This window comes from Enterobacter dykesii (genome assembly GCF_008364625.2).
In the GTDB taxonomy this organism is placed as follows: Bacteria; Pseudomonadota; Gammaproteobacteria; order Enterobacterales; family Enterobacteriaceae; genus Enterobacter; species Enterobacter dykesii.
Genome location: NZ_CP126604.1, coordinates 322,569 through 345,361 on the forward strand (window position 1 = coordinate 322,569; position 22,793 = coordinate 345,361).

20 protein-coding genes are annotated in these 22,793 nt (G+C 57.8%); 7 read left to right on the top strand and 13 right to left on the bottom strand.

Translation table 11 applies throughout. The features are described 5' to 3' along the window. Window positions 1-172 precede the first annotated feature (172 nt). From F0320_RS01480 to F0320_RS01490, 3 genes are all read left to right on the top strand, one after another. Entirely contained in the window at window positions 173-844 is a 672-nt protein-coding gene (locus F0320_RS01480) for a glutathione S-transferase family protein (RefSeq protein ID WP_126331178.1), read from the top strand. Between the two features lie 294 nt (window positions 845-1,138). Further along, the gene (gene ghxP, locus F0320_RS01485) at window positions 1,139-2,488 is read left to right on the top strand and encodes a guanine/hypoxanthine transporter GhxP (protein ID WP_126331180.1); all 1,350 of its coding nucleotides are present in this window, start codon (window positions 1,139-1,141) and stop codon (window positions 2,486-2,488) included. Between the two features lie 150 nt (window positions 2,489-2,638). Beyond that, window positions 2,639-4,285, top strand: coding sequence for a Na+/H+ antiporter (locus tag F0320_RS01490; RefSeq protein WP_126331182.1), 1,647 nt, complete (start codon window positions 2,639-2,641; stop codon window positions 4,283-4,285). A gap of 47 nt (window positions 4,286-4,332) precedes the next feature. On the opposite strand, the gene F0320_RS01495 is transcribed toward F0320_RS01490, so the two are convergent. After that, complete coding sequence (locus tag F0320_RS01495; protein ID WP_023310061.1) at window positions 4,333-5,220, bottom strand: LysR family transcriptional regulator; 888 nt, start codon at window positions 5,218-5,220, stop codon at window positions 4,333-4,335. A 102-nt stretch (window positions 5,221-5,322) separates the two neighbouring features. Between F0320_RS01495 and F0320_RS01500 the strand changes: the two genes are divergently transcribed. Together F0320_RS01500 and F0320_RS01505 are read left to right on the top strand one after the other, a co-directional pair. Next, window positions 5,323-5,733 carry a CidA/LrgA family protein gene (locus F0320_RS01500; RefSeq protein ID WP_047653094.1) on the top strand — a complete coding sequence of 137 codons (411 nt, stop codon included), beginning with the start codon at window positions 5,323-5,325 and terminating at the stop codon, window positions 5,731-5,733. Continuing rightward, on the top strand, window positions 5,726-6,415 hold the full coding sequence (locus F0320_RS01505) for an LrgB family protein (protein ID WP_047653092.1): 690 nt from the start codon (window positions 5,726-5,728) through the stop codon (window positions 6,413-6,415). Before F0320_RS01500 ends, F0320_RS01505 begins: the two co-directional genes overlap by 8 nt. A 32-nt stretch (window positions 6,416-6,447) precedes the next feature. On the opposite strand, the gene actP is transcribed toward F0320_RS01505, so the two are convergent. From actP to acs, 3 genes are all read right to left on the bottom strand, one after another. After that, window positions 6,448-8,097, bottom strand: a complete 1,650-nt coding sequence (gene actP / locus F0320_RS01510; RefSeq protein WP_023334186.1) for a cation/acetate symporter ActP — start codon at window positions 8,095-8,097, stop codon at window positions 6,448-6,450. Beyond that, window positions 8,094-8,408 (bottom strand): DUF485 domain-containing protein, encoded by a 315-nt coding sequence (locus tag F0320_RS01515; protein ID WP_023310065.1) that lies wholly within the window; start codon window positions 8,406-8,408, stop codon window positions 8,094-8,096. The genes actP and F0320_RS01515 overlap by 4 nt, the downstream gene beginning before the upstream one ends. Before the next feature lie 78 nt (window positions 8,409-8,486). Then, window positions 8,487-10,445 (bottom strand): acetate--CoA ligase, encoded by a 1,959-nt coding sequence (gene acs, locus F0320_RS01520; protein WP_149323986.1) that lies wholly within the window; start codon window positions 10,443-10,445, stop codon window positions 8,487-8,489. 423 nt (window positions 10,446-10,868) lie between these two features. On the opposite strand from acs, the gene gltP reads away from it, so the two are divergent. Next, complete coding sequence (gltP, locus tag F0320_RS01525; RefSeq protein WP_126331186.1) at window positions 10,869-12,182, top strand: glutamate/aspartate:proton symporter GltP; 1,314 nt, start codon at window positions 10,869-10,871, stop codon at window positions 12,180-12,182. Between the two features lie 52 nt (window positions 12,183-12,234). On the opposite strand, the gene F0320_RS01530 is transcribed toward gltP, so the two are convergent. The 3 genes from F0320_RS01530 to fdhF form a co-directional block, all read right to left on the bottom strand. Further along, entirely contained in the window at window positions 12,235-12,909 is a 675-nt protein-coding gene (locus F0320_RS01530; protein ID WP_126331188.1) for a tetratricopeptide repeat protein, read from the bottom strand. Window positions 12,910-13,030: 121 nt separating this feature from the next. Next, entirely contained in the window at window positions 13,031-13,183 is a 153-nt protein-coding gene (locus F0320_RS01535; protein ID WP_032644722.1) for a Hok/Gef family protein, read from the bottom strand. 323 nt (window positions 13,184-13,506) lie between these two features. Next, a complete protein-coding gene (gene fdhF, locus F0320_RS01540; protein WP_126331190.1) occupies window positions 13,507-15,654 on the bottom strand; it encodes a formate dehydrogenase subunit alpha in 2,148 nt (715 codons plus the stop codon). Between the two features lie 256 nt (window positions 15,655-15,910). On the opposite strand from fdhF, the gene F0320_RS01545 reads away from it, so the two are divergent. Continuing rightward, window positions 15,911-16,642: a response regulator gene (locus F0320_RS01545; protein ID WP_029740750.1), complete on the top strand. Its 732-nt coding sequence runs from the start codon at window positions 15,911-15,913 to the stop codon at window positions 16,640-16,642. On the opposite strand, the gene F0320_RS01550 is transcribed toward F0320_RS01545, so the two are convergent. The 6 genes from F0320_RS01550 to F0320_RS01575 are packed head-to-tail and all read right to left on the bottom strand — an operon-like array spanning window position 16,639 to window position 22,736. Further along, window positions 16,639-17,643 carry a carbohydrate kinase family protein gene (locus F0320_RS01550; RefSeq protein ID WP_126331192.1) on the bottom strand — a complete coding sequence of 335 codons (1,005 nt, stop codon included), beginning with the start codon at window positions 17,641-17,643 and terminating at the stop codon, window positions 16,639-16,641. The two genes, F0320_RS01545 and F0320_RS01550, sit on opposite strands and share 4 nt — an antisense overlap. Continuing rightward, window positions 17,643-18,503: a ketose 1,6-bisphosphate aldolase gene (locus tag F0320_RS01555; RefSeq protein WP_047653085.1), complete on the bottom strand. Its 861-nt coding sequence runs from the start codon at window positions 18,501-18,503 to the stop codon at window positions 17,643-17,645. The genes F0320_RS01550 and F0320_RS01555 overlap by 1 nt, the downstream gene beginning before the upstream one ends. A 10-nt stretch (window positions 18,504-18,513) precedes the next feature. Beyond that, window positions 18,514-19,200, bottom strand: a complete 687-nt coding sequence (locus F0320_RS01560; protein WP_047653084.1) for a D-lyxose/D-mannose family sugar isomerase — start codon at window positions 19,198-19,200, stop codon at window positions 18,514-18,516. Window positions 19,201-19,249: 49 nt separating this feature from the next. After that, window positions 19,250-20,191, bottom strand: coding sequence for an ABC transporter substrate-binding protein (locus F0320_RS01565; protein ID WP_021242935.1), 942 nt, complete (start codon window positions 20,189-20,191; stop codon window positions 19,250-19,252). Window positions 20,192-20,223: 32 nt separating this feature from the next. Further along, window positions 20,224-21,219 (bottom strand): ABC transporter permease subunit, encoded by a 996-nt coding sequence (locus F0320_RS01570; RefSeq protein WP_126331194.1) that lies wholly within the window; start codon window positions 21,217-21,219, stop codon window positions 20,224-20,226. Then, window positions 21,216-22,736 carry a sugar ABC transporter ATP-binding protein gene (locus tag F0320_RS01575; RefSeq protein WP_126331196.1) on the bottom strand — a complete coding sequence of 507 codons (1,521 nt, stop codon included), beginning with the start codon at window positions 22,734-22,736 and terminating at the stop codon, window positions 21,216-21,218. The genes F0320_RS01570 and F0320_RS01575 overlap by 4 nt, the downstream gene beginning before the upstream one ends. Between the last annotated feature and the right edge of the window lie 57 nt (window positions 22,737-22,793).

Below are 22,793 nucleotides of genomic sequence, written 5' to 3' on the forward strand. Positions count from 1 at the left end.
TCAGCACCCCTCAGTGTCGAGCTGGTTGGGGAGGTTCCGGATTGTGCTGACACTTTAATTCTATGCAAGACCCGTTTTTTCGCCAGCCTCACCAACCGTTTTTTAGACGAATTTTTTTCGCGGTGTTGTTCAATTTTCTATAGTTAAAAAGTATGAATAACAGGAGAAAGCCATGCTCACGGTACACCACCTTAACCAGTCGCGCTCGCACCGCGCGATCTGGGCGCTGGAAGAACTCGGCCTGCCTTATGAGATTGTCCACTACCAGCGCGAAAAGAACATGCTGGCGCCGGAGGCTCTCAAAAAGGTGCATCCGTTGGGCAAATCGCCGGTCATTGAAGATAACGGGTTGATCCTTGCGGAGTCGGGCGCCATCCTGGAATACCTGCAGGAAACGTACGATCCCGAGTCGCGCCTTAAGCCTTTAGATCCGGCGCATAAGGTGCAATACCGCTTCTGGCTGCATTACGCTGAAGGATCGCTGATGCCGCTGCTGTTAATGAAGCTGGTCTTCAACAGCCTCGGCAAGCCGCCGGTGCCGTTTGGTATCAGAACCCTGGGCAAAGCGCTGGGGCAGGGGGTGCAGAAAGCGTATCTCAACCGTCAGCTGGAGACCCATGCGCGCTTTATTGAGTCACATCTTGCCGAAAACAGCTGGTTTGCCGGGGATTCGCTCAGCATGGCCGATATTCAGATGAGCTTCCCGATCTTTGCCCTGCTGGCGCGCGGCGGTATCCCAAATCTGCCGCATATTCAGGCATGGAAGACAAAAGTTGAGAACAGCCCTGGCTGGCAAAGAACCCTGGAACAAGGGGGACCGTTATCTATCCCCGGCGAGGACTGAAATGTAAACAGATTGCGCATAAACGATAACGTTTGCGCATCCTCTGTTTATTTCTTCAGCGTCATAAGTGAATTTTAGCGAAAAACGATAAAGTTCAGTTGAAAAGGGCGGGGATTACGCTAGATAATCGTTTGCCTTAATTTGACCACCCGTTTGTAAGCGCGGAGCTAAACGTTTGCTTTTTTTGTGACGCCCTTTCGTCACAAACGCAACACAAGGATTTGAGGTTCAGCTGGCAGTGGCGTCTCCACCTCGCTTACGGACTTCCTAAAAAACTCTCAGGGGATGTTTTCTATGTCTACGCCATCTGCGCGTACTGGCGGTTCACTTGACGCCATGTTTAAAATTTCGGCCCGCGGCAGCACCGTGCGCCAGGAAATTGTTGCCGGTTTGACAACGTTTCTGGCGATGGTTTATTCCGTCATCGTTGTGCCGGGCATGCTGGGCAAAGCAGGCTTCCCGCCAGCGGCTGTCTTTGTGGCGACCTGCCTTGTGGCTGGCGTGGGCTCCATCGTGATGGGCCTGTGGGCGAACCTGCCGCTGGCGATTGGTTGCGCCATCTCCCTGACCGCGTTTACCGCGTTCAGCCTGGTGCTGGGTCAGCAGATCAGCGTACCGGTTGCGCTGGGCGCCGTGTTCCTGATGGGTGTGCTGTTTACCGTGATTTCAGCGACCGGCATCCGTAGCTGGATCTTGCGCAACCTGCCGCAGGGCGTGGCGCACGGTACCGGCATCGGTATCGGCCTGTTCCTGTTGCTGATCGCCGCCAACGGCGTTGGTCTGGTCATCAAGAACCCGCTGGACGGCCTGCCGGTTGCGCTGGGCCACTTCGCCAGCTTCCCGGTGATTATGTCGCTGATCGGCCTGGCGGTGATTATCGGTCTGGAAAAACTGAAGGTGCCTGGCGGCATTCTGCTGACCATTATCGGCGTTTCTATTGTCGGCCTGATTTTCGATCCAACCGTACACTTCTCCGGTATCTTCGCCATGCCGTCGCTGAGCGATGACAAAGGCAACTCCCTTATTGGCAGCCTGGATATCGTTGGCGCGCTGAACCCGGTGATCCTGCCAAGCGTGCTGGCGCTGGTCATGACCGCCGTGTTTGATGCGACCGGTACCATTCGTGCGGTGGCCGGTCAGGCGAACCTGCTGGATAAAGATGGTCAGATTATTGACGGCGGCAAAGCGCTGACCACCGACTCCCTGAGCAGCGTCTTCTCTGGTCTGGTGGGCGCGGCGCCTGCGGCGGTGTACATCGAGTCCGCAGCGGGTACGGCGGCAGGCGGTAAAACCGGCCTGACGGCGATCACCGTCGGCGTGCTGTTCATGCTGATCCTGTTCCTCTCTCCGCTCTCCTATCTGGTTCCGGCGTATGCGACCGCGCCAGCGCTGATGTACGTTGGCCTGCTGATGCTGAGCAATGTAGCGAAAATCGACTTTGCGGATTTCGTGGACGCGATGTCTGGCCTGATTACCGCGGTCTTTATCGTCCTGACCTGTAACATCGTGACCGGCATTATGATCGGCTTCGCGTCGCTGGTGATTGGTCGTCTGGTTTCCGGTGAATGGCGCAAGCTGAACGTCGGCACCGTGATTATCGCCGTTGCGCTGGTAGCGTTCTACGCGGGCGGCTGGGCAATCTAAGTTGTCCATTGATGCGAAAACGGGTGGCTCAGGCCGCCCGTTTTTATTTTCAGGACTCATCCTGTTGCCTTTTGCGTTACTCTGGGGAAGATAGAATAAAAGGCACGACGCCTTCCGGAGTACATAAGCAACACAGCAAACAGGGAACGCATGGAAATCTTCTTCACAATACTCATCATGACCCTTGTGGTCTCGTTATCCGGGGTGGTTACACGCGTACTGCCCTTTCAGGTCCCCCTGCCATTAATGCAAATTGCCATCGGCGCGCTGCTGGCGTGGCCGACGTTTGGCCTGCACGTGGAATTTGACCCCGAACTGTTCCTCGTGCTGTTTATCCCGCCGCTGCTGTTTGCCGATGGCTGGAAAACGCCCACGCGAGAATTCCTTGAGCACGGGCGCGAGATCTTTGGCCTGGCGCTGGCGCTGGTGGTGGTCACCGTCGTCGGGATTGGTTTTCTGATCTACTGGGCGGTACCGGGTATTCCATTAATACCGGCTTTTGCGCTGGCCGCCGTGCTGTCGCCAACCGATGCCGTGGCGCTGTCCGGCATTGTGGGTGAAGGCCGTATTCCGAAGAAAATCATGGGGATTTTACAGGGTGAGGCGCTGATGAACGACGCCTCCGGCCTGGTCGCCCTCAAGTTTGCCGTGGCCGTTGCGATGGGCACGATGGTCTTTACCATCGGCGGCGCAACCCTGGAATTCTTCAAGGTGGCGATTGGCGGTATTCTCGCAGGCTTCGTGGTGAGCTGGCTGTACGGCCGCTCATTGCGCTTCCTCAGCCGCTGGGGCGGCGATGAGCCCGCTACGCAGATCGTACTGCTGTTCCTGCTGCCGTTTGCCTCTTATCTGATTGCCGAACACATCGGCGTGTCGGGCATTCTGGCTGCGGTTGCGGCGGGGATGACCATCACCCGTTCCGGCGTAATGCGCCGCGCGCCGCTGGCGATGCGCCTGCGTGCCAACAGCACCTGGGCGATGCTGGAGTTTGTCTTTAACGGCATGGTGTTCCTGCTGTTGGGCCTGCAGCTGCCGGGCATTATGGAATCCTCGCTGGTGGCGGCCGAAGCCGATCCGAACGTTGAGGTCTGGATGCTGTTTACCGACATCGTGCTGATCTACCTGGCGCTGATGCTGGTGCGTTTCGGCTGGCTGTGGACGATGAAAAACTTCAGCGTGCGTTTCCTGAAGAAAAAGCCGATGGAGTTCGGCTCGTGGACAACGCGTGAGCTGCTGATCGCCTCTTTTGCGGGCGTACGCGGGGCGATCACCCTTGCCGGTGTACTCTCCATTCCGCTGCTGCTGCCCACGGGCGACGTCTTCCCGGCGCGCTACGAGCTGGTCTTCCTGGCGGCGGGCGTGATTCTGTTCTCCCTGTTTGTCGGCGTGATTATGCTGCCGATTTTGCTCCAGCATATTGATGCCGGTGATTCGACCCAGCAGCATAAAGAGGAGCGTATTGCCCGGGCGGCCACCGCCGAAGTGGCAATTGTCGCGATTCAGAAGATGGAAGAGCGTCTGGCCGCCGATGCGGAAGAGAACATCGACAATCAGCTGCTGACGGAGGTCAGTTCCCGCGTGATTGGTAACCTGCGCCGCCGCGCGGACGGGCGTAACGATGTGGAAAGCTCGCTGCAGGAGGAGAACCTGGAACGCCGCTTCCGTCTGGCAGCATTGCGCTCAGAGCGTGCCGAGCTGTACCATCTGCGCGCCACGCGCCAGATCAGCAACGAAACGCTGCAAAAGCTGCTGCACGATCTGGATCTGCTGGAAGCGCTGTTGATAGAGAATCAGTAGCGCTGTTTTTACGTGCTCAATCGCTTCCCTCTCCCTGTGGGAGAGGGTTAGGGTGAGGGCACCCAAAACCCCTCACAACACTGCAGCCACGCCTGCGCGCTCTGCGACAAATAGACCCCTTCACGCCAGATCATCCCCAGCTGCCAGTGCAGGTCGCTCTCCAGCGGGATCCAGCGCAGCGTGTTTTTATCCAGACGCTCGCAGATAGGCTGCGGCAGAATGGCAATCCCCACGCCGGCCTGCACCATCGCCGCCAGGAAATCCCACTGTCCGCTGCGCACCGCTATGCGCGGCTTGACGTTATGCTGGTTAAACAGCGTCATCAGCTGGCGGCTGAGAGCGAAGTCTTCGTTGTAGATCAGCAGAGGGTGCTCGCCGAGCAGTTCAGGTCTCACCGAGTCTAACTTCAGCCAGTCGCCGGAGCGGGGAACCAGCACGCACAGCGGGTGGCTAAAGAGCGGAAGCGTCGCCAGACCGCTCTCTTCCTCAACGGGAAGGGCGGTCATTGCCACGTCGAGCTCGCCGTTGGTGACGGCCTGCTGGACGGTTAACCCACCAAACTCCGAAATCTTCAGCTCAACGCCGGGATAACGCTGGCGAAACAGGCTAATCGGCCCGGCCATCATCATCCCCACCATTGGCGGAATGCCGAGGCGAAGGACACCTTTCTTCAGATGATTGATATCGCCCAGCTCCGCTTCCAGCTGGCGAAACTCCGCCAGAATCGCCAGCCCGCGTTCGAACACCACGCGTCCGGTGTCGGTCAGCAGCAGCTTGCGCCCGTCGCGGATCAGCAGGGTACAGTTCAGTTCATCTTCGAGGTTTTTCAGCATCTTGCTGATGGTGGGCTGGGTAACAAACAACTTCTCCGCTGCGCGGGTAAAACTTTGCTGACGAACCACTTCGACAAAATAGCGCAGCGTTCTTATGTCCATGATTATTCCTCGAAACTATACCTTTGATGATTTTAATTCATTTCAGTCCATACCGTGCGCTCTCTATACTGGCGCCTCATCGCATTTTTGAGGAAAACCCCCATGGCCGTGGCGTTAAGCCGTGTTACGCCTGCCGTTGTGCAACGACTCCAGGTCCCGGTGCAGGTACTGCTCTACGCGGGACTGTTTGTTTTCGCGGAATATCTTGTCGGCTGGCTGCATCTGCCGCTGCCTGCCAATCTTGTCGGGATGCTGCTGATGCTGACGCTTATTCTGTGCCGCGTGATCCCCCTTAACTGGGTACGCGCCGGGGCGCGCTGGCTGCTGGCAGAGATGCTGCTGTTCTTTGTTCCGGCGGTGGTGGCGGTGGTGAACTATGCGCAGCTGCTGATGGTGGACGGCTGGCGAATCTTTGCGGTTATCGCGCTGAGTACGCTGATGGTGCTGGGGACGACCGCCTGGGTGGTGGATAAAGTGTATCGCTTTGAAATCAGCAGGCACAAACATGACTAACTTTCAGGTAAGCGTCCTGTGCCTGATTGCGACGCTGGCGATCTACTTCGCCAACAAGCGGCTGTATCGCCGCTTTCACGCCCTGCCGCTGATGCCGCTGGTCTTCACGCCGATCCTGCTGGTGCTGATGCTGGTCTTCGGCCACATCTCCTGGCAGAACTACATTGGCGAATCCCACTGGCTGCTGTGGCTGCTCGGCCCGGCGACCATCGCTTTTGCCGTCCCCGTTTACGACAACCTGGCGATTATCAAACGCCACTGGATGTCGCTCAGCGCGGGCGTCATCACCGCCACGGTGGTCGCGGTGTGCAGCTCCGTCTGGCTGGCGCGGCTGTTTACGCTGCCCGATGAAATTCAGCGCAGCCTGGCGGTGCGTTCGGTAACCACGCCGTTTGCGCTGGCGGCCGCTAAACCGCTCGGCGGGCAGCCGGACCTGGTGGCGCTGTTTGTGGTGGTGACGGGCGTCTTTGGGATGGCCGTCGGCGATATGTTGTTCCTGCGCTTGTCGATCCGTGAAGGGATGGCGAAAGGCGCGGGGTTTGGCGCGGCTTCGCACGGGGCGGGCACGGCACGTTCGTATGAGCTGGGACAGCAGGAGGGCGTTGTCGCGAGCCTGGTGATGATGCTCTCAGGCGTAGTGATGGTGCTGATTGCGCCGCTGGTGGCGTGGGTGATGTTTTAAGCTCCCCGGCCAGAATGACCGGGGAGAAAGGTTTAGTGCGCGCGGCCCTGCTCAACGCCCAGGCCGGTTTGTGAACGGATAAACTGGGCGCGGAATTTCTCACGCTCCAGGTTACCCTCCGGCGAATTGTCGGTAGCCGAGAAGAACCAGATGCCGATAAACGCCACGGCGATCGAGAACAGCGCCGGGTATTCATACGGGAAAATAGCGCTTGCGTGACCGAGGATCTGCACCCAGATGGTCGGGCCCAGAATCATCAGGATCACCGCCGTCAGCAGCCCCAGCCAGCCGCCAATCATCGCGCCACGGGTGGTCAGTTTCGACCAGTACATGGAGAGCAGGATGATCGGGAAGTTACAGCTTGCCGCAATCGAGAAGGCCAGCCCCACCATAAAGGCGATGTTCTGCTTCTCAAACAGAATGCCTAACAGAATCGCCACGACGCCCAGCACCAGCACGGTGATTTTCGAGACCTTCAGCTCGTCGCGCTCGCTCGCGCCTTTGCGGATAACGTTGGCGTAGAGGTCATGCGAGACCGCCGACGCGCCGGCCAGCGTTAAACCCGCAACCACCGCAAGAATGGTGGCGAAGGCCACGGCGGAGATAAAGCCGAGGAAAAGGTTACCGCCCACCGCGTCAGCCAGGTGCACTGCCGCCATGTTGTTACCGCCAATCAGCGCGCCCGCCGCGTCTTTAAACGCCGGGTTCGCCCCCACCAGCATGATCGCGCCAAAGCCGATGATAAAGGTCAGGATGTAGAAGTAACCCATGAAACCGGTAGCGTAGAAGACGCTCTTGCGCGCTTCACGCGCGTCGCTCACGGTAAAGAAGCGCATCAAAATGTGCGGTAAACCTGCGGTACCGAACATCAGGCCGAGACCGAGCGAGAGCGCGGATATCGGGTCTTTCACCAGCCCGCCCGGGCTCATGATCGCTTCCCCTTTAGGGTGGACCGCCATGGCTTCGGTAAACAGGTTATTGAAGCTGAACCCGACGTGCTTCATCACCATAAAGGCCATAAAGCTGGCGCCGAACAGCAGCAGGACGGCTTTGATGATCTGCACCCAGGTGGTGGCGAGCATGCCGCCGAACAGGACGTACATCACCATCAGCACGCCCACCAGCACTACCGCGATGTGGTAGTTCAGGCCGAACAGCAGTTCGATCAATTTACCCGCGCCGACCATCTGCGCAATCAGGTACAGCGCCACCACCACCAGCGAACCGCAGGCGGAGAGGGTGCGAATCGGCCCCTGCTTCAGGCGATAGGAGGCCACGTCAGCGAAGGTATAGCGGCCCAGGTTACGCAGGCGCTCGGCAATCAGGAACAGGATGATCGGCCAGCCGACGAGGAAGCCGAGAGAGTAGATCAGGCCGTCATAGCCGGAGGTGTAGACCAGCGCGGAGATCCCGAGGAAAGAGGCGGCGGACATAAAGTCACCCGCAATCGCCAGCCCGTTCTGGAAGCCGGTAATGTTGCCGCCTGCGGTGTAGTAATCGTTACGGGAGCGCACGCGTTTCGACGCCCAGTAAGTTATGTACAGCGTCAGCAGGACGAAAATCAGGAACATCACAATGGCCTGCCAGTTGGTTGGCTGGCGCTGGACCTCGCCGGTAATGGCATCCGCCGCGTGGGCGGCAAAGGGAAGCGTGGCGGCGAGCGCCGTCAGAACTCTCTTCATGATGCTTTTACCTCTTGCAGTACCGCTTTATTAAGTCGATCGAATTCACCGTTTGCGCGCCAGACGTAGACGCCGGTCAGCAGGAATGAAATCACAATCACGCCAATGCCAATCGGAATACCGCGCGTCACGCTGGTCCCCTCGTGCAGCGGGGTGCCCAGCCAGTGCGGGGCAAAGGCGATCAGCAGAATAAAGCCGACGTAGATAACCAGCATGATGATGGAAAGGATGAAGGCAAACCGTTGCCGCTTATCGACGAGCTCCCTGTAGTGCGCACTATTCTCTATCTGCTGACAAATATCGTTATTCATCACAGAGTCTCCAGAAGTATTTGTAGGGGAGGTTTTATTGTTCCCTCTCCCTTGAGGGAGAGGGTTAGGGTAAGGGGGTTACGATGGCATCGCGATGGCCTGCTTCTCCTCGAGCAGTTTTTCCACCACGCCAGGGTCCGCGAGCGTTGAGGTATCACCGAGGTTGCTGGTGTCTCCAGCCGCGATTTTGCGCAAGATACGACGCATAATTTTGCCGGAACGGGTTTTCGGCAGCGAGTCGGTCCAGTGCAGCACGTCCGGCGTCGCCAGCGGGCCAATCTCTTTACGCACCCAGTTGCGCACTTCAGCGTAGAGCTCTGGCGACGGTTCTTCACCGTGGTTCAGAGTGACATAGGCGTAAATCGCCTGGCCTTTGATGTTATGCGGAATGCCCACAACCGCCGCTTCGGCAATCTTCGGATGCGACACCAGCGCCGATTCAATCTCAGCGGTGCCCAGACGGTGGCCGGAGACGTTTAGCACGTCGTCCACGCGCCCGGTTATCCAGTAATAGCCATCTTCGTCACGACGCGCGCCGTCGCCGCTGAAGTACATGTTTTTAAAGGTCGAGAAGTAGGTCTGCTCGAAGCGATCGTGATCGCCAAACAGGGTACGCGCCTGACCCGGCCAGGAGTCCGTGATCACCAGGTTGCCTTCGGTGGCGCCTTCCAGCGGGTTGCCTTCGTTATCCACCAGCGCAGGCTGCACGCCAAAGAACGGACGGGTTGCGGAACCGGCCTTCAGCTGCGTGGCGCCCGGCATTGGGGTGATCATGAAGCCGCCGGTTTCGGTCTGCCACCAGGTGTCCATTACCGGGCATTTCTCGTTGCCGATTTTCTTCCAGTACCACTCCCAGGCTTCCGGGTTGATTGGCTCGCCCACGGAACCGAGGATGCGCAATGAAGAGCGGTCGGTGCCTTCGATGGCTTTATCGCCTTCCGCCATTAAGGCGCGGATCGCCGTTGGCGCGGTGTAGAGAATGTTGACCTGGTGTTTGTCGACCACCTGGCACATCCGCGCCGGAGTCGGCCAGTTTGGTACGCCCTCAAACATCAGCGTAGTTGCGCCACAGGCCAGCGGGCCGTACAGCAGATAGCTATGTCCGGTAACCCAGCCCACGTCGGCGGTACACCAGTAGATGTCGCCCGGATGGTAGTCGAAGACGTATTTGAAGGTGGTGGCCGCATAGACCAGATAGCCGCCGGTGGTGTGCAGAACGCCTTTCGGCTTACCGGTCGAGCCGGAGGTGTAAAGAATGAACAGCGGATCTTCTGCGTTCATCTCTTCAGGCTGATGCTGGTCGCTCGCGTTCTCAATCAGGTCGCTCCACCACAGGTCGCGCCCCTCGGTCCAGTCGATTTTGCCGCCGGTACGCTTAAGGACGATAACGTTATTGACCGTTTTGACGTTCGGGTTTTTCAGCGCTTCGTCGACGTTTTTCTTGAGTGGGATACCGCGCCCGGCGCGCACGCCTTCATCGGCGGTGATCACCAGTTTTGAACTGGAATCGACAATACGGCCCGCAACCGCCTCTGGCGAGAACCCGCCAAAAATCACCGAGTGAATTGCGCCGATACGCGCGCAGGCCAGCATGGCCACCGCCGCTTCCGGCACCATCGGCATATAGATAGCGACCACGTCGCCTTTTTTGATGCCCTTTTCCAGCAGGACGTTGGCGAAGCGGCACACGTCGCGGTGCAGCTCTTTGTACGTAATATGTTTGCTTTGCGAGGCGTCATCGCCTTCCCAGATAATGGCCGTCTCATTCCCGCGCTCGGCGAGATGACGATCGAGGCAGTTCGCCGCCAGGTTCAGGGTGCCATCTTCATACCATTTAATGGAGACATTGCCGGGTGCAAAGGAGGTGTTCTTCACCTTCTGATAAGGTTTGATCCAGTCAAGGATATGGCCCTGCTCACCCCAGAAGGTGTCCGGGGCGGTGATAGATTGCTGATATTTCTCGTGGTACTGCTCCGGGGTGATCAGGCAACGGTCCGCAATGTTTGCGGGAATGTCATGTTTGTGTATTTGGCTCATGGCTTTTTTTCTCCTTGTAAGATGTTAATAATATGTCGCAAAAACGTTAATTGTAGGGGCTTTACAAGCTTTGTTTATTATTTGGGCTGCAGATCACGCATTGTTTGAAGAGTATGAAAATTGAGCGAATGAATCTTTGAAGGAAAATAATTTACGCTGACGATTATTCACATTTATGTTTAAAAAAGCGTTTTTATAACAAAAGGTTATTTATCAGAATTAGAACAAACTCCCGTCATCGTCGCTTTTGTGAGTGAAACGCGTCGTTCTTTAAGGCTTGCGCAACAGGTCGCGCAAATGATACTCATACGCCGCGTTAAAAAATCCCATAAACCAACGCAACACAATTCATACCCTTTCAGTATGTCTCCATATTCATGCAGTTTGAGTGAATAAGGCGCTTCATTGAGGAAGTCAGTTTCTATGAAAAACGTTAAAGTCAGCCTTGCCTGGCAGATCTTAATCGCCCTTGTGCTGGGCATCTTGCTGGGCAGTTACCTCCACTATCATAGCGACAGCCGCGAATGGCTGATTGCGAACCTGCTTTCACCGGCAGGGGATATCTTTATTCATCTGATCAAGATGATTGTAGTACCGATTGTGATCTCGACGCTGGTGGTCGGTATTGCGGGCGTCGGCGATGCGAAGCAGTTAGGCCGTATTGGCGCGAAAACCATTATCTATTTCGAAGTGATCACTACGGTTGCGATTATCCTCGGTATCACGCTGGCGAACGTGTTCCAGCCGGGTTCCGGGATCGATATGTCGCAGCTGGCAACGGTGGATATTTCGAAATACCAAAGCACGACCGCTGACGTGCAAAGCCATGCGCACGGCCTGATGGGCACTATCCTGTCGCTGGTGCCGACCAACATTGTGGCGTCAATGGCGAAGGGCGAGATGCTGCCTATCATCTTCTTCTCGGTGCTGTTCGGTCTGGGGCTCTCCTCCCTGCCGGCGACGCACCGTGAGCCGCTGGTGACCGTGTTCCGCTCTATCTCTGAAACCATGTTTAAAGTGACGCACATGGTGATGCGTTACGCGCCGGTAGGGGTGTTTGCGCTTATCGCCGTCACCGTGGCGAACTTCGGTTTTGCCTCCCTGTGGCCGCTGGCGAAGCTGGTGCTCCTGGTGCACTTCGCCATTCTGTTCTTCGCGCTGGTGGTGCTGGGGATCGTGGCGCGTCTGTGCGGGCTGAGCATCTGGATCCTGATTCGCATCCTGAAAGACGAGCTGATTCTGGCGTACTCCACGGCAAGTTCTGAGAGCGTGCTGCCTCGCATCATTGAGAAGATGGAAGCCTACGGCGCGCCAGCTTCTATTACCAGCTTCGTGGTACCGACCGGCTACTCCTTTAACCTGGACGGTTCGACGCTGTACCAGAGCATCGCCGCTATCTTTATTGCGCAGCTGTACGGTATTGACCTGTCGCTGTGGCAGGAGATCGTGCTGGTGCTGACGCTGATGGTGACGTCCAAAGGTATTGCAGGCGTTCCAGGCGTCTCCTTCGTGGTGCTGCTGGCGACGCTTGGCAGCGTCGGTATTCCGCTGGAAGGTCTGGCGTTTATCGCCGGTGTGGACCGTATCCTCGACATGGCGCGTACCGCGCTGAACGTGGTGGGGAATGCCCTGGCGGTGCTAGTTATCGCCAAGTGGGAACACAAATTCGATCGTAAAAAAGCGCTGGCGTATGAACGCGAGCTGCTGGGTCGTTTTGATAAGACTGCTGACCAGTAATGTAACGTTTTCTTCCCTCTCCCTTTGGGGAGAGGGTTAGGGTGAGGGGATTTTATTCCCCGCTCAACGCATCAAACTCTTCGCACCCCGTATCAAACCCTTCCGTACAGCTCAGGTTCAACCAGTACAGCGCTTTCTGTTTATTGGGCGTGATAAAGCCTTTCTCACCCTGCCTGAACAACATCCCTGCCCAGTACTCGGCGTAGCCCGTGCGTGAAAGTGCCGAGCTCCGCTTGAACCACGAGGCGGCCTGCACGTCGTCCTGGGCCACTTCAACGCCGTTGGCATAAATCAGCCCCAGCAGCATTTGCGCATCTACCGCTGAGTCGTTGTCGATATCTTCAGTCGCCGTTTGCAGCAGTTTGATGGCCTGGGGATAGTCGGTTGTACCAGCCTGAGTGTTGACCAGCACGCGCGCCAGCATGATCGCGCCGCGTTTGCTGCCCGCGATGGTTGCCTGCTGTGCCAGTGCCTTAGCTTGCGCATAATTTCCCTGGGTAAAGAGGATTTGCGAGAGCAGCCCCATGGCATCGACATCGCCGCCTTTAGCGGCTTTCTCGGCCCACAGCGCGGCCTGCTTGACGTCACCTGAGCTGAAGTACGTATCGGCAAGATAATACTGGGCGCGTGCATCGCCGGCTTCTGCCTGTTTCAGATACTGGCTGCCTATCTCATCCGCGCGGGCGAAGGACGTTAAAAACACTAACAACAGAAAAATGGCTTTCATGGACTCTTATCATCTGGGTACACGCCGCGCAGTATAATCGCGGTGGCGAAAGAAAAAAATGGGTGCATTAAGACCTCAGCATCCTGCAAGCCGGGCGGAACCGTGGTTCCGCCCGTAGAGGTTAGCCTGCGTTACAGGCTAATTTTGCCGCCACCTCCTGATGTTCACCCTTTATTGAAAACTCGCATAACTTACCTCGAGTAATAAAGGTAAAGATCACTATCGTCAGGCAAATAATAAAGACGATGCCTAACGCAGTTTTTAATGGCGTCATGCCTTTTACTCCTTGTCAAAAAAAGAATAAGAGGCTACTCTCAACTTGTTGGAGTTGAGGGAGAGTAGCCTCGGGTAAATGAAAATTTCCCGGGGCTTTCTACTTTCTGTCCCTCAACAATGCTCAAGACAGAAAGTCTTAAGCACCCGCCGCACATCTTATCCCTCTGAATTAAAATGCAAAGATGTAATTATTTTTCGCGAAAATTACATTATTTCTGCGAGCCGCTTTCCAGAACAATAATTAATATTGTTGATGAGTTAATCGGAAATAAAAAGGGAGTGAATATTTCACTCCCTTTATTCATCGATGAATTAACGGCTTCACCCCATTGCGCTTTCGCGCAACCGGGCTTTCAGCTTGTTATATTCGTCGATGACATACTGTTCCGCAGCGTGCTGGTCCGCAATCGGCTCCACGCGTACGGCGCAGTATTTATACTCCGGCGTTTTGGTTATCGGGCTTAAGTTCTCCGTGACCAGCTCGTTACAGGCGCCAATCCACCACTGGTAGGTCATATAGACCGCACCTTTGTTCGGACGATCGCTGACCTGCGCACGGGTAATGATCCGGCCTTTGCGCGAATTCACCCACACCAGCGCTTCGTCCTCAATGCCGAGGCGCTCTGCGTCGGCGGTGTTGATTTGCGCGTAGCCCGGTTCGTCCGCCAGCGCCGCCAGCGCGGCGCAGTTGCCCGTCATCGAACGGCAGGAGTAGTGGCCCACTTCACGCACGGTGGAGAGCACCATCGGATACTCGTCGGTGAGTTTATCGATCGGCGCGACCCAGTCGCAGGTGAAGAACTGCGCCAGCCCGTTCGGGGTGTCGAACTTCTCTTTAAAGAGGTATGACGTCCCCTGATCGGCTTCGGACTCATCGCGACACGGCCACTGGATATACCCAAGCTCACCCATTTTTTCATAGGTGGCGCCGTAGAAGTCAGGACACAGACTGCGCAACTCGTCCCAGATCTCCTGGGTGTTGTTGTAGTGCATCGGGTAGCCCATGCGGGTGGCGATTTCACTGATGATCTGCCAGTCCGTTTTCAGGTCCCACTTCGGCTCGACCGCCTTAAAGAAGCGCTGGAAGCCGCGGTCCGCCGCCGTGTAGACGCCTTCATGCTCGCCCCACGAGGTCGACGGTAAAATCACATCCGCCGCCGCCGCGGTTTTGGTCATGAAGATATCCTGGACAATCACCAGCTCCAGATCCTCAAACCCTTTGCGCACCGCAGAGAGCTCGGCGTCGGTCTGGAGCGGATCTTCACCCATGATGTAGGCCGCACGCACTTCGCCGTGCGCCGCGCGGTGCGGCAGCTCGCTGATGCGATATCCGGTGTGTTCTGGCAGGCTTTCCACGCCCCAGGCCTTCGCGAATTTCTCTCGGTTTTCCGGGAACTTCACGTACTGGTAGCCCGGGTAGGTGTCCGGCAGCGCGCCCATATCGCATGCGCCCTGAACGTTATTCTGACCACGTACCGGGTTGACGCCGACGTGCGCTTTACCCAGATTGCCGGTCAGCATCGCGAGACTCGTCAGAGAACGCACGGTTTCCACGCCCTGATAGAACTGGGTCACGCCCATTCCCCACAGGATGGCGGCGGTTTTCGCCCCCGCATACATCCGTGCCGCCTGGCGGATCTCCTGCGCGCTGACGCCGGTGATTGTTTCCACCGACTCTGGCGTATAGCCTTCGACAATTTTCCGATACTCTTCAAAACCTTCCGTACGGGTCGCGACAAACGCCTGGTCGTAAAGGTTCTCCTCAATAATGACGTGCCCCATTGCGTTCAGCAGCGCGATGTTCGAGCCGTTTTTCAACGCGATGTGCATATCCGCAATGCGCGCGGTTTCAATTTTGCGTGGATCGCAGACGATGATTTTCGCCCCATTCTGCTTAGCGCGAATAACGTGGTTCGCGACGATAGGGTGAGAATCTGCCGGGTTATAACCAAAGATGAAGACGAGATCGGTATTATCTATCTCGTTGATGGCATTACTCATTGCGCCGTTACCGACCGACTGGTGCAGACCTGCAACCGATGGGCCGTGTCAGACGCGAGCGCAGCAGTCGACGTTATTGGTACCAATAACGGCGCGCGCGAATTTTTGCATCACATAGTTGGTTTCATTTCCCGTCCCGCGGGAAGAGCCGGTAGTCTGGATGGCATCCGGGCCATACTTGGCCTTGATGGCGCTCAGGCGCGTGGCGACGTAATCCAGCGCCTCGCTCCAGGAGACGGCTTCCAGCTTGCCGCCGCGCTCGCGGCGGATCATAGGGGTTTTCAGGCGCGGGGTAAGGATTTGGGTATCGTTAATAAAATCCCAGCCGTAGTAACCTTTCAGGCACAGCGTGCCCTGGTTGGTTTTCCCCTGTGCGGCCTCCGCCCGGACGATTTTGCCGTTATCGACCACCAGGTGGATCTTGCAACCTGAGGCACAATAAGGGCAAACCGTGACGACTTTTTTCATCAGTCTGCTCCAGTTAATCGAATCATTCGCACCCACTATGCAGCTTCTATGCCATGTTTTTTGTATGGGTATGCCCTGACTTTACGGTCCCTTCGCGGTGAAAACCCTGACAAAAAGCAGCCAATCGTCAAAATTGACGTGTCGACAGGGCAGCGGATGTGACATGGGTTGAATTTCCGTCACTGAAAAAACCATTTGACTGGAGCCGACGGCAGAATGGTTCAGACTTAACATAATCCCCTGACGGAAGCATACGATGAAACCGGCGATCCTGGTGGTTGATGACGATACGGCAGTCTGCGAACTGCTTCAGGACGTGCTGAGCGAGCACGTCTTTAGCGTGCTTGTCTGCCATAACGGCCAGGATGCACTGCGGCAGGTACAGCAGGAGCCGAATATTGCGCTGGTGCTGCTGGATATGATGCTGCCGGATATCAACGGCTTGCAGGTTTTGCTGCAGTTGCAAAAGCAGCGCCCGGCGCTACCGGTGATCATGTTAACCGGGCTGGGCAGTGAGTCAGACGTGGTGGTGGGGCTGGAGATGGGGGCCGACGATTATATTGGCAAACCGTTCAACCCGCGCGTGGTGGTCGCCCGCGTAAAAGCGGTATTGCGGCGTACGGGCGTGCTGGCTGCGGAAGTTCCCGCAGCGCCCGTAGCGGGCATTGCTTTTAACGGATGGACGCTCGATACCACCCGCTGTGAGCTGAGCGATCCGCAGCGTAACCCTGTCCCCTTAACCCAGGGCGAGTACGGCCTGCTGCTGGCGCTTACGCAAAATGCCCGTCGGGTGCTGAGTCGTGACCGGCTGCTTGAGCTGACCCACAGCGAAAGCGCCGACGTGTTCGACCGCACGATTGACGTGTTGATCATGCGCCTGCGCCGGAAGATTGAGGCCAACCCGCATCAGCCTGCGCTCATCAAAACTATCCGCGGGCTGGGCTATGTGTTTGCTACCGATGTTTCCCATAGCGAGAAAGCAGCCTAAGTATTCTCTTTGATAAACAGCTGCAGCTCGGCCAGCGTTTTCGCGCCGTCAATCGCGTTGGCGGCCAGCAGGCTGGCCCGCGCGCAGGCGTGTGCCAGATAAATGCTCTCCGTGAGCGGGAGCGATTCGTGGCAGCTGTATAAAAACCCCGCGCAAAACGCATCGCCCGCACCGACGCTGCCGACAATCTCTTTCTGCTCCAGTAACCATGAGGGGATCCAGCGACCTTGCTCACCCGGCGCTTCGCCCCATGCGCCTTCCGGACAGTGGATCACCACCCGCTGACGCACGCCTGCCGCCAGCAGCTGCGTCGCGGCATCGGCGATATGGGCGATATTCAGCGCATCGTCGGCGTCGCGCATCTCCAGTCCGCTAAACTCCCCGGCTTCCAGCTCGTTAATCACCAGATAATCAAGGTGGCGTAGGGCAGGGAGCACCAGCGGCTGATAGCGCGGGTCGCCCTTTCGGGACACCAGATCGAGCGACGTTTCATACCCCTGGTCGCACATCTGCGCCAGCAGCCGCGCGCTGCGGGTACCAAACTCGTCATCGGGCATATCCAGGCTGTCGAGCAGCAGCAGGTAGCCGAGATGGAAGATCTTCATCGATCCGTCTAAGCGATCGAAGGCGGGAAGATCCAGCAGGCGGTTGGCGCCCGGCGAGTGGAAAAAGGTGCGCTGTCCGCTGGGATCGGTCATTACCTGCGACATGGAGGTCGGTGCAAAGGTGGTGCGCTGAACGCGCTGACGGTTGACGTGGTACTGGTCGAGCATCGCCAGAATGTAATCCCCGTCGCCGTCTTCGCCAATCAGCCCCACCGCCTGCAGCGGCAGGCCAACGTGCATTTTCGCCAGCGTCAGCAGCACGTTGAGCGGCGCGCCGCCGGTTGAGCGTTCGCTGTGGGTGATTTCCGCCAGCCAGCCGCGCTCCGGCCACTGCACGATCTGGTGGACGTGATCCACCAGCATGTTGCCTGCGGCAATGATCCCTTTACGTTCCATCAGGCTTTCCCCGCGCTGCCGAAGATGCGCATCTGTTCGGCGACCGTATCGGTAATCGCCTCTTCTATCCCCAGCAGCAGCTCGGCAAACTCATCGTAGAGCGGCTGGCGGTTCGCCATGCGCTGCTCAACGGCGGCGAGTGCGGCCTGCGACATGCCGGTATAGAAATTGATTTTATGTATGCCGAGCTCGATGGCGCGGCGGAAGTCGGCATCGCTAATCCCGGAGCCGCCGTGTAAAACCAGCGGCAGTCCCGTCTGCTGGCGAATGGCGTCCAGGCGTGGGAAATCGAGCTTTGGCTCGCCCTTGTATTTGCCGTGCGCGTTGCCGATGGCAACCGCCAGCGCGTCAATGCCGGTTGAATCGACAAATTCACGCGCCAGCTGCGGGTCGGTAAAGAACGCTTCATCCGCATGCCCGTACAGCGCGCCGCCTTCATCGCCACCGACCGCGCCCAGCTCCGCCTCCACCGACACGCCGACCGCGTGGCACATCTTCACCACCTCCCGCGTCTGGCGAATGTTCTCCTCATAGCTCAGCGTAGAGCCGTCGAACATCACCGAGCTGAACCCTAAGCGCAGGGCGCGCACCACCGCCTCGAAATGCAGGCCGTGGTCGAGATTGAGCACCACGGGAATATCGTGACGGGCGGCCTCGAACTTCACCGCTTCGACAAGCGAATCCAGAGACACGTACTTAAAGTGTACTTCGGCGATGTTGATGATAAACGGCGAGCGTTCCTGCTTCGCGGCGGCGAACAGCGCGCGCAGGAAGTGGGAGTCGAGCACGTTAAACGCGCCCAGCGCGTAGCGATGCGCCCTGGCGTGCTCCAGACCGTCGGCAAGAGAGATCAATGGCATCATTTACTCCTTATATCCGAAACAGGTTGTACTCGTTGCACAGCACCAGCAGCGCCGGTTCGTCTTCTTCGATGTTGTTATAGCGGGCAACGGGCTGCAAAAAGTGGTTATCGTGCTCGTCGTCGTTTACCGATGACACCTCCCCAACCAGCACGTCGCCGAAGCCGCGTTCGCCCCAGAAGCTGTGGTACAGAGTGGGTGTCAGACAGATGCTTTCCCCTGGCATGAGGCGCAGCTGGCTGCCGGGCGCGTGGGTCTGACGGCAGCCGTCGACGGTGACCGTCACGTCGGTGTTCTCCGTCTCTTCATGCGCCCCGGCATTCCATAACTCAATAATCAGATTCCCGCCGCCCCGGTTGATGATGTCTTCCCGCTTGCGCCAGTGAAAATGCATCGGCGTCACCTGGCCGTCGCGCACGTGCATAATTTTTTCGGCATAGCACTTTTCATAAGGCACGCCGTTGGGCGAGCCGTTGCGCAGGGTAAACAGCGTCAGGCCCTCAGCGGCAAAGCTGTTGCCGCCGAACGCCGTCACGTCCCAGCCGAGCTTGAGGTCGAACACTTCCTGCCATGCTGCCTGGTCAAGCTGCTGCCATTTTGTGGGCGGGAAGCTGGCAAACGGCGGGAGATGCACGTCGTGCATGGAAAAGAACTGTCGCGTGTGGCCGAGAATTTCATTGATGTCGGAGCGTTTCATGGGGACTCCTTGAAAACAGTTCCCTCTCCCTGCGGGAGAGGGAAAAGGATCATTTAACCGTCCAGCCCTTATACGTGCCGACGTTCTTTTTATCGATCATCGTCACCGGGATCAGCACGGGCGCTTTCGGCGCAGGTTTGCCCTGTAGAATGTCATAGCCGATCTCCACCGCTTTTGCCGCCATGACCTGCGGATCCTGCGCCGGGGTCGCGACAAACAGCGAGTTTTCCCGCTTCAGCGCTTCCTCGCCGTCCGGGCTGCCATCCACGCCGACGATAAAGAACTCGTTGCGCTGAGCCTGCTTCGCGGCCAGATCGGCGCCGATCGCGGTCGGATCGTTAATCGCAAACACGCCGTCGATCTTCGGATTGGCCGCCAGCAGGGAGGTCATGACTTCCAGACCGCCTTCACGACTGCCCTTGGCGTTCTGGTTATCCGACAGCACCTTGATATCCGGATGTTTTTTGAATTCCGTCTGACAGCCTTCCACGCGGTTTTGCACCGCAGAGACCGGCGGTCCGTTGATGATCACCACGTTGCCTTTGCCTTTCAGGCGATCGGTAATGTACTTACAGGCCATTTCGCCCGCCTGGGTGTTATCGGAGGTGATGGTGGCATCAGCGCCTTCCGCCGCCACGTCAACCGCAACGACCACGATCCCGGCGTCCTTCGCGCGCTTCACCGCCGGGCCGATCCCTTTGGAATCCGCAGCGTTGAGGATGATCATGTCCACCTTCGCGGCGATGAAGTTATCGATCTGCGCCACCTGCTGGCCCAGATCGTAACCGCTGGAGACCAGCGTCACCTTGACGTTATCGCCAGCCAGCTTGCGCGCTTCCAGCTCGGCACCTTTGGTGATCTGCACGAAGAACGGGTTGGCCAGGTCGCCCACCGTCACGCCGATGGACTTCAGATCTTTTGCCTGCGCAAACGGCGTTGCGGCAAGCAGTGCGCCAGCACAGAGCGCGGTCACTAACGGTTTCAAACGCATAGGGTTTTCCTCGAAGCTGTAGGGTTTTGTTGTTATGCACTTTGATGGTGTCGGGTACGGTATTTGTCGATCAGCACCGCTATGATGATCACCGCCCCTTTGATCACCAGCTGCCAGAAGTAGGAGACGCCCATCAGCGTCATGCCGTTGTTGAGGGTGGCGATGATCAGCGCGCCAACCAGCGTGCCGGTGATCGTGCCGATCCCGCCGACGAAGCTGGTGCCGCCGAGGATCACCGCCGCAATCGCATCCAGCTCGTAACCCGTGCCGAGGTTGCCGTTGGCGCTGTAGAGGCGCGAGGCGCTCATCACTCCGCCAAGCCCGGAGAGCAGGCCGCTCATGCCGTAGACAAACAGCAGCACCAGCCAGACCTTGATGCCGGTCAGTCGCGCCGCCTGCATGTTGCCGCCCACCGCATAGATATGTACGCCGAGCGTGGTGCGACGCAGGATGAACCAGCACACCGCAATCACCGCAAGGGCAATGACTACCAGCCACGGAATCGGACCGAGGTAGTTATTGCCGATCCACTCGAAGTTAATATTGGAGTTAATGACCGTCGTGCCGTCCGCCAGCAGATAGGCCGCGCCGCGCAGCGCCGTATAGGTGCCGAGCGTCACGATGAAGGGCGGCAGTCCGGCAAAGGCCACCAGCGCGCCGTTGAACAGCCCCAGCACCATGCCGAGCATTAGCGCAGCCGGAATGGAGAGCATGGCAAATTCAGGGATAAGCGAGACCACCATCGCCGCTACCGCCGTGGTGCCCAGAATCGAGCCCACGGAGAGGTCAATCCCGCCGGTTAAAATGATGAAGGTCATTCCCGCCGCCAGCACGATGTTGATCGACGCCTGACGGGTAATGTTGAGCAGGTTGCTCTCGGTGAAGAAGTTCGGGGCGATAAAGCCAAATACCGCCACTATCAGGATAAGAATCGGCAGGATGCCGACCGTTTGCATCAGATCGCTCATCAGCATTTTTTTGGCGGAGGCGGATTTCGCCACCTGCTGCGGATGGGTTGGAGTTGTCATGATTGCACCGCCTGATGATGAGTGTCGTTCACGCCGGTTGCCAGCGTCATAATGTTTTCCTGAGAGATGTCCCGCCCGTGGAGTTCACCCGCAATGCTGCCTTCCCGCATCACGTACACCCGGTCGCTCATGCCCACCACTTCCGGCAGCTCGCTGGAGATCATTAAAATCGCCACCCCTTTGCGCGCCATCTGGTTCATGATGCGGTAGATCTCGCTTTTCGCGCCGACGTCCACGCCGCGCGTGGGTTCGTCCAGAATCAGAATGCGTGGGCCAATCGCCACCCAGCGGGAGATGAGCAGCTTCTGCTGATTGCCGCCGGACAGCCCGCCCGCGCGCACCTGCGAATGGGGCACGCGGATGTTGAGCAGGGCGATGGCGTCATCGGAAATCGACTGGGCTTTTTTGCGGTTTAACATACCGAAGGTCGCGTCGCGCTCCAGCGTCGCCATGGTGATGTTCTCCTGCGCCGCCAGCTCCAGAAATAGCCCCTGCTCCTTGCGGTTCTCGGTGAGAAAACCGATGCCGTTTTCGATGGCCGCACGCGGAGAGTGGATCACCACCGGCTCACCGTCGACCTCAATCATGCCGCCGGTGGCCTTACGCACGCCGAAGATAAGCTGCGCCAGCTCGGAGCGTCCGGCCCCGACCAGGCCCGCCAGCCCGACGATTTCGCCGGAACGCACCTGCAGGCTGCACGGCTGTACTTTTTTACCGTCGGTGAGGTGGTGGACGTTGAGGCGCGGGCTGCCGAGAGGAATATCACGCTCCTTGTTGAACAGGTCGCTTAGCGGGCGGCCCACCATCATGCGCACCAGCTCGGAGGCATTTAGCTTGTCGCGCGTCAGGCTGCCGACGTACTGACCGTCGCGCAGAACGCTGACGCGGTCAGAGAGTTCATACACTTCCGCCATCCGGTGGCTGATATAGATGATTGCCATCCCTTCATCACGCAGGCGCAAAATCAGTTCAAACAGGCGATGCGTTTCCCGCGAGGAGAGGGCGGCGGTGGGTTCATCCATCACCAGAATGCGGCTGTTACGGTGCAGCGCGCGGGCGATCTCCACCTGCTGCTGCTCGGCGATGGTCAGCTTCATCACCAGGTCGGTGGCATTGAACTGTGCCCCGAGGCGGTCAATCACCGCCTGCGCCTGGGCGGCCATCTCTTTGCGCTGCACCATCCCACCGCGCGACAGCTCGCTGCCAAGAAAGATATTTTCGGCAACGGTCAGGTTGGGCGCGAGCTGCATCTCCTGATAAATCAGAGTGATGCCTGCGGCCAACGCATCTTTCGGCCCTTTAATGTGAAACGGCTGGCCGTCGATCAGGATCTCGCCGCTGGTGGCGGTATAGGCTCCCGCGAGGATTTTCATCAGCGTGCTTTTTCCCGCGCCGTTTTCACCCATCAGCGCGTGGATCTCTCCCGGAAAGACCGTCAAATCTACACCCTTGAGCGCGTGGAAACTGCCAAACGTTTTGGCAATGCTGCGCATCTCTAATACCGGGGTTCTGCTCATGGCGGATCTCCTGCGAATGCCGATATCTGCACTTCATCACAGGTGCGTAAATGCAAA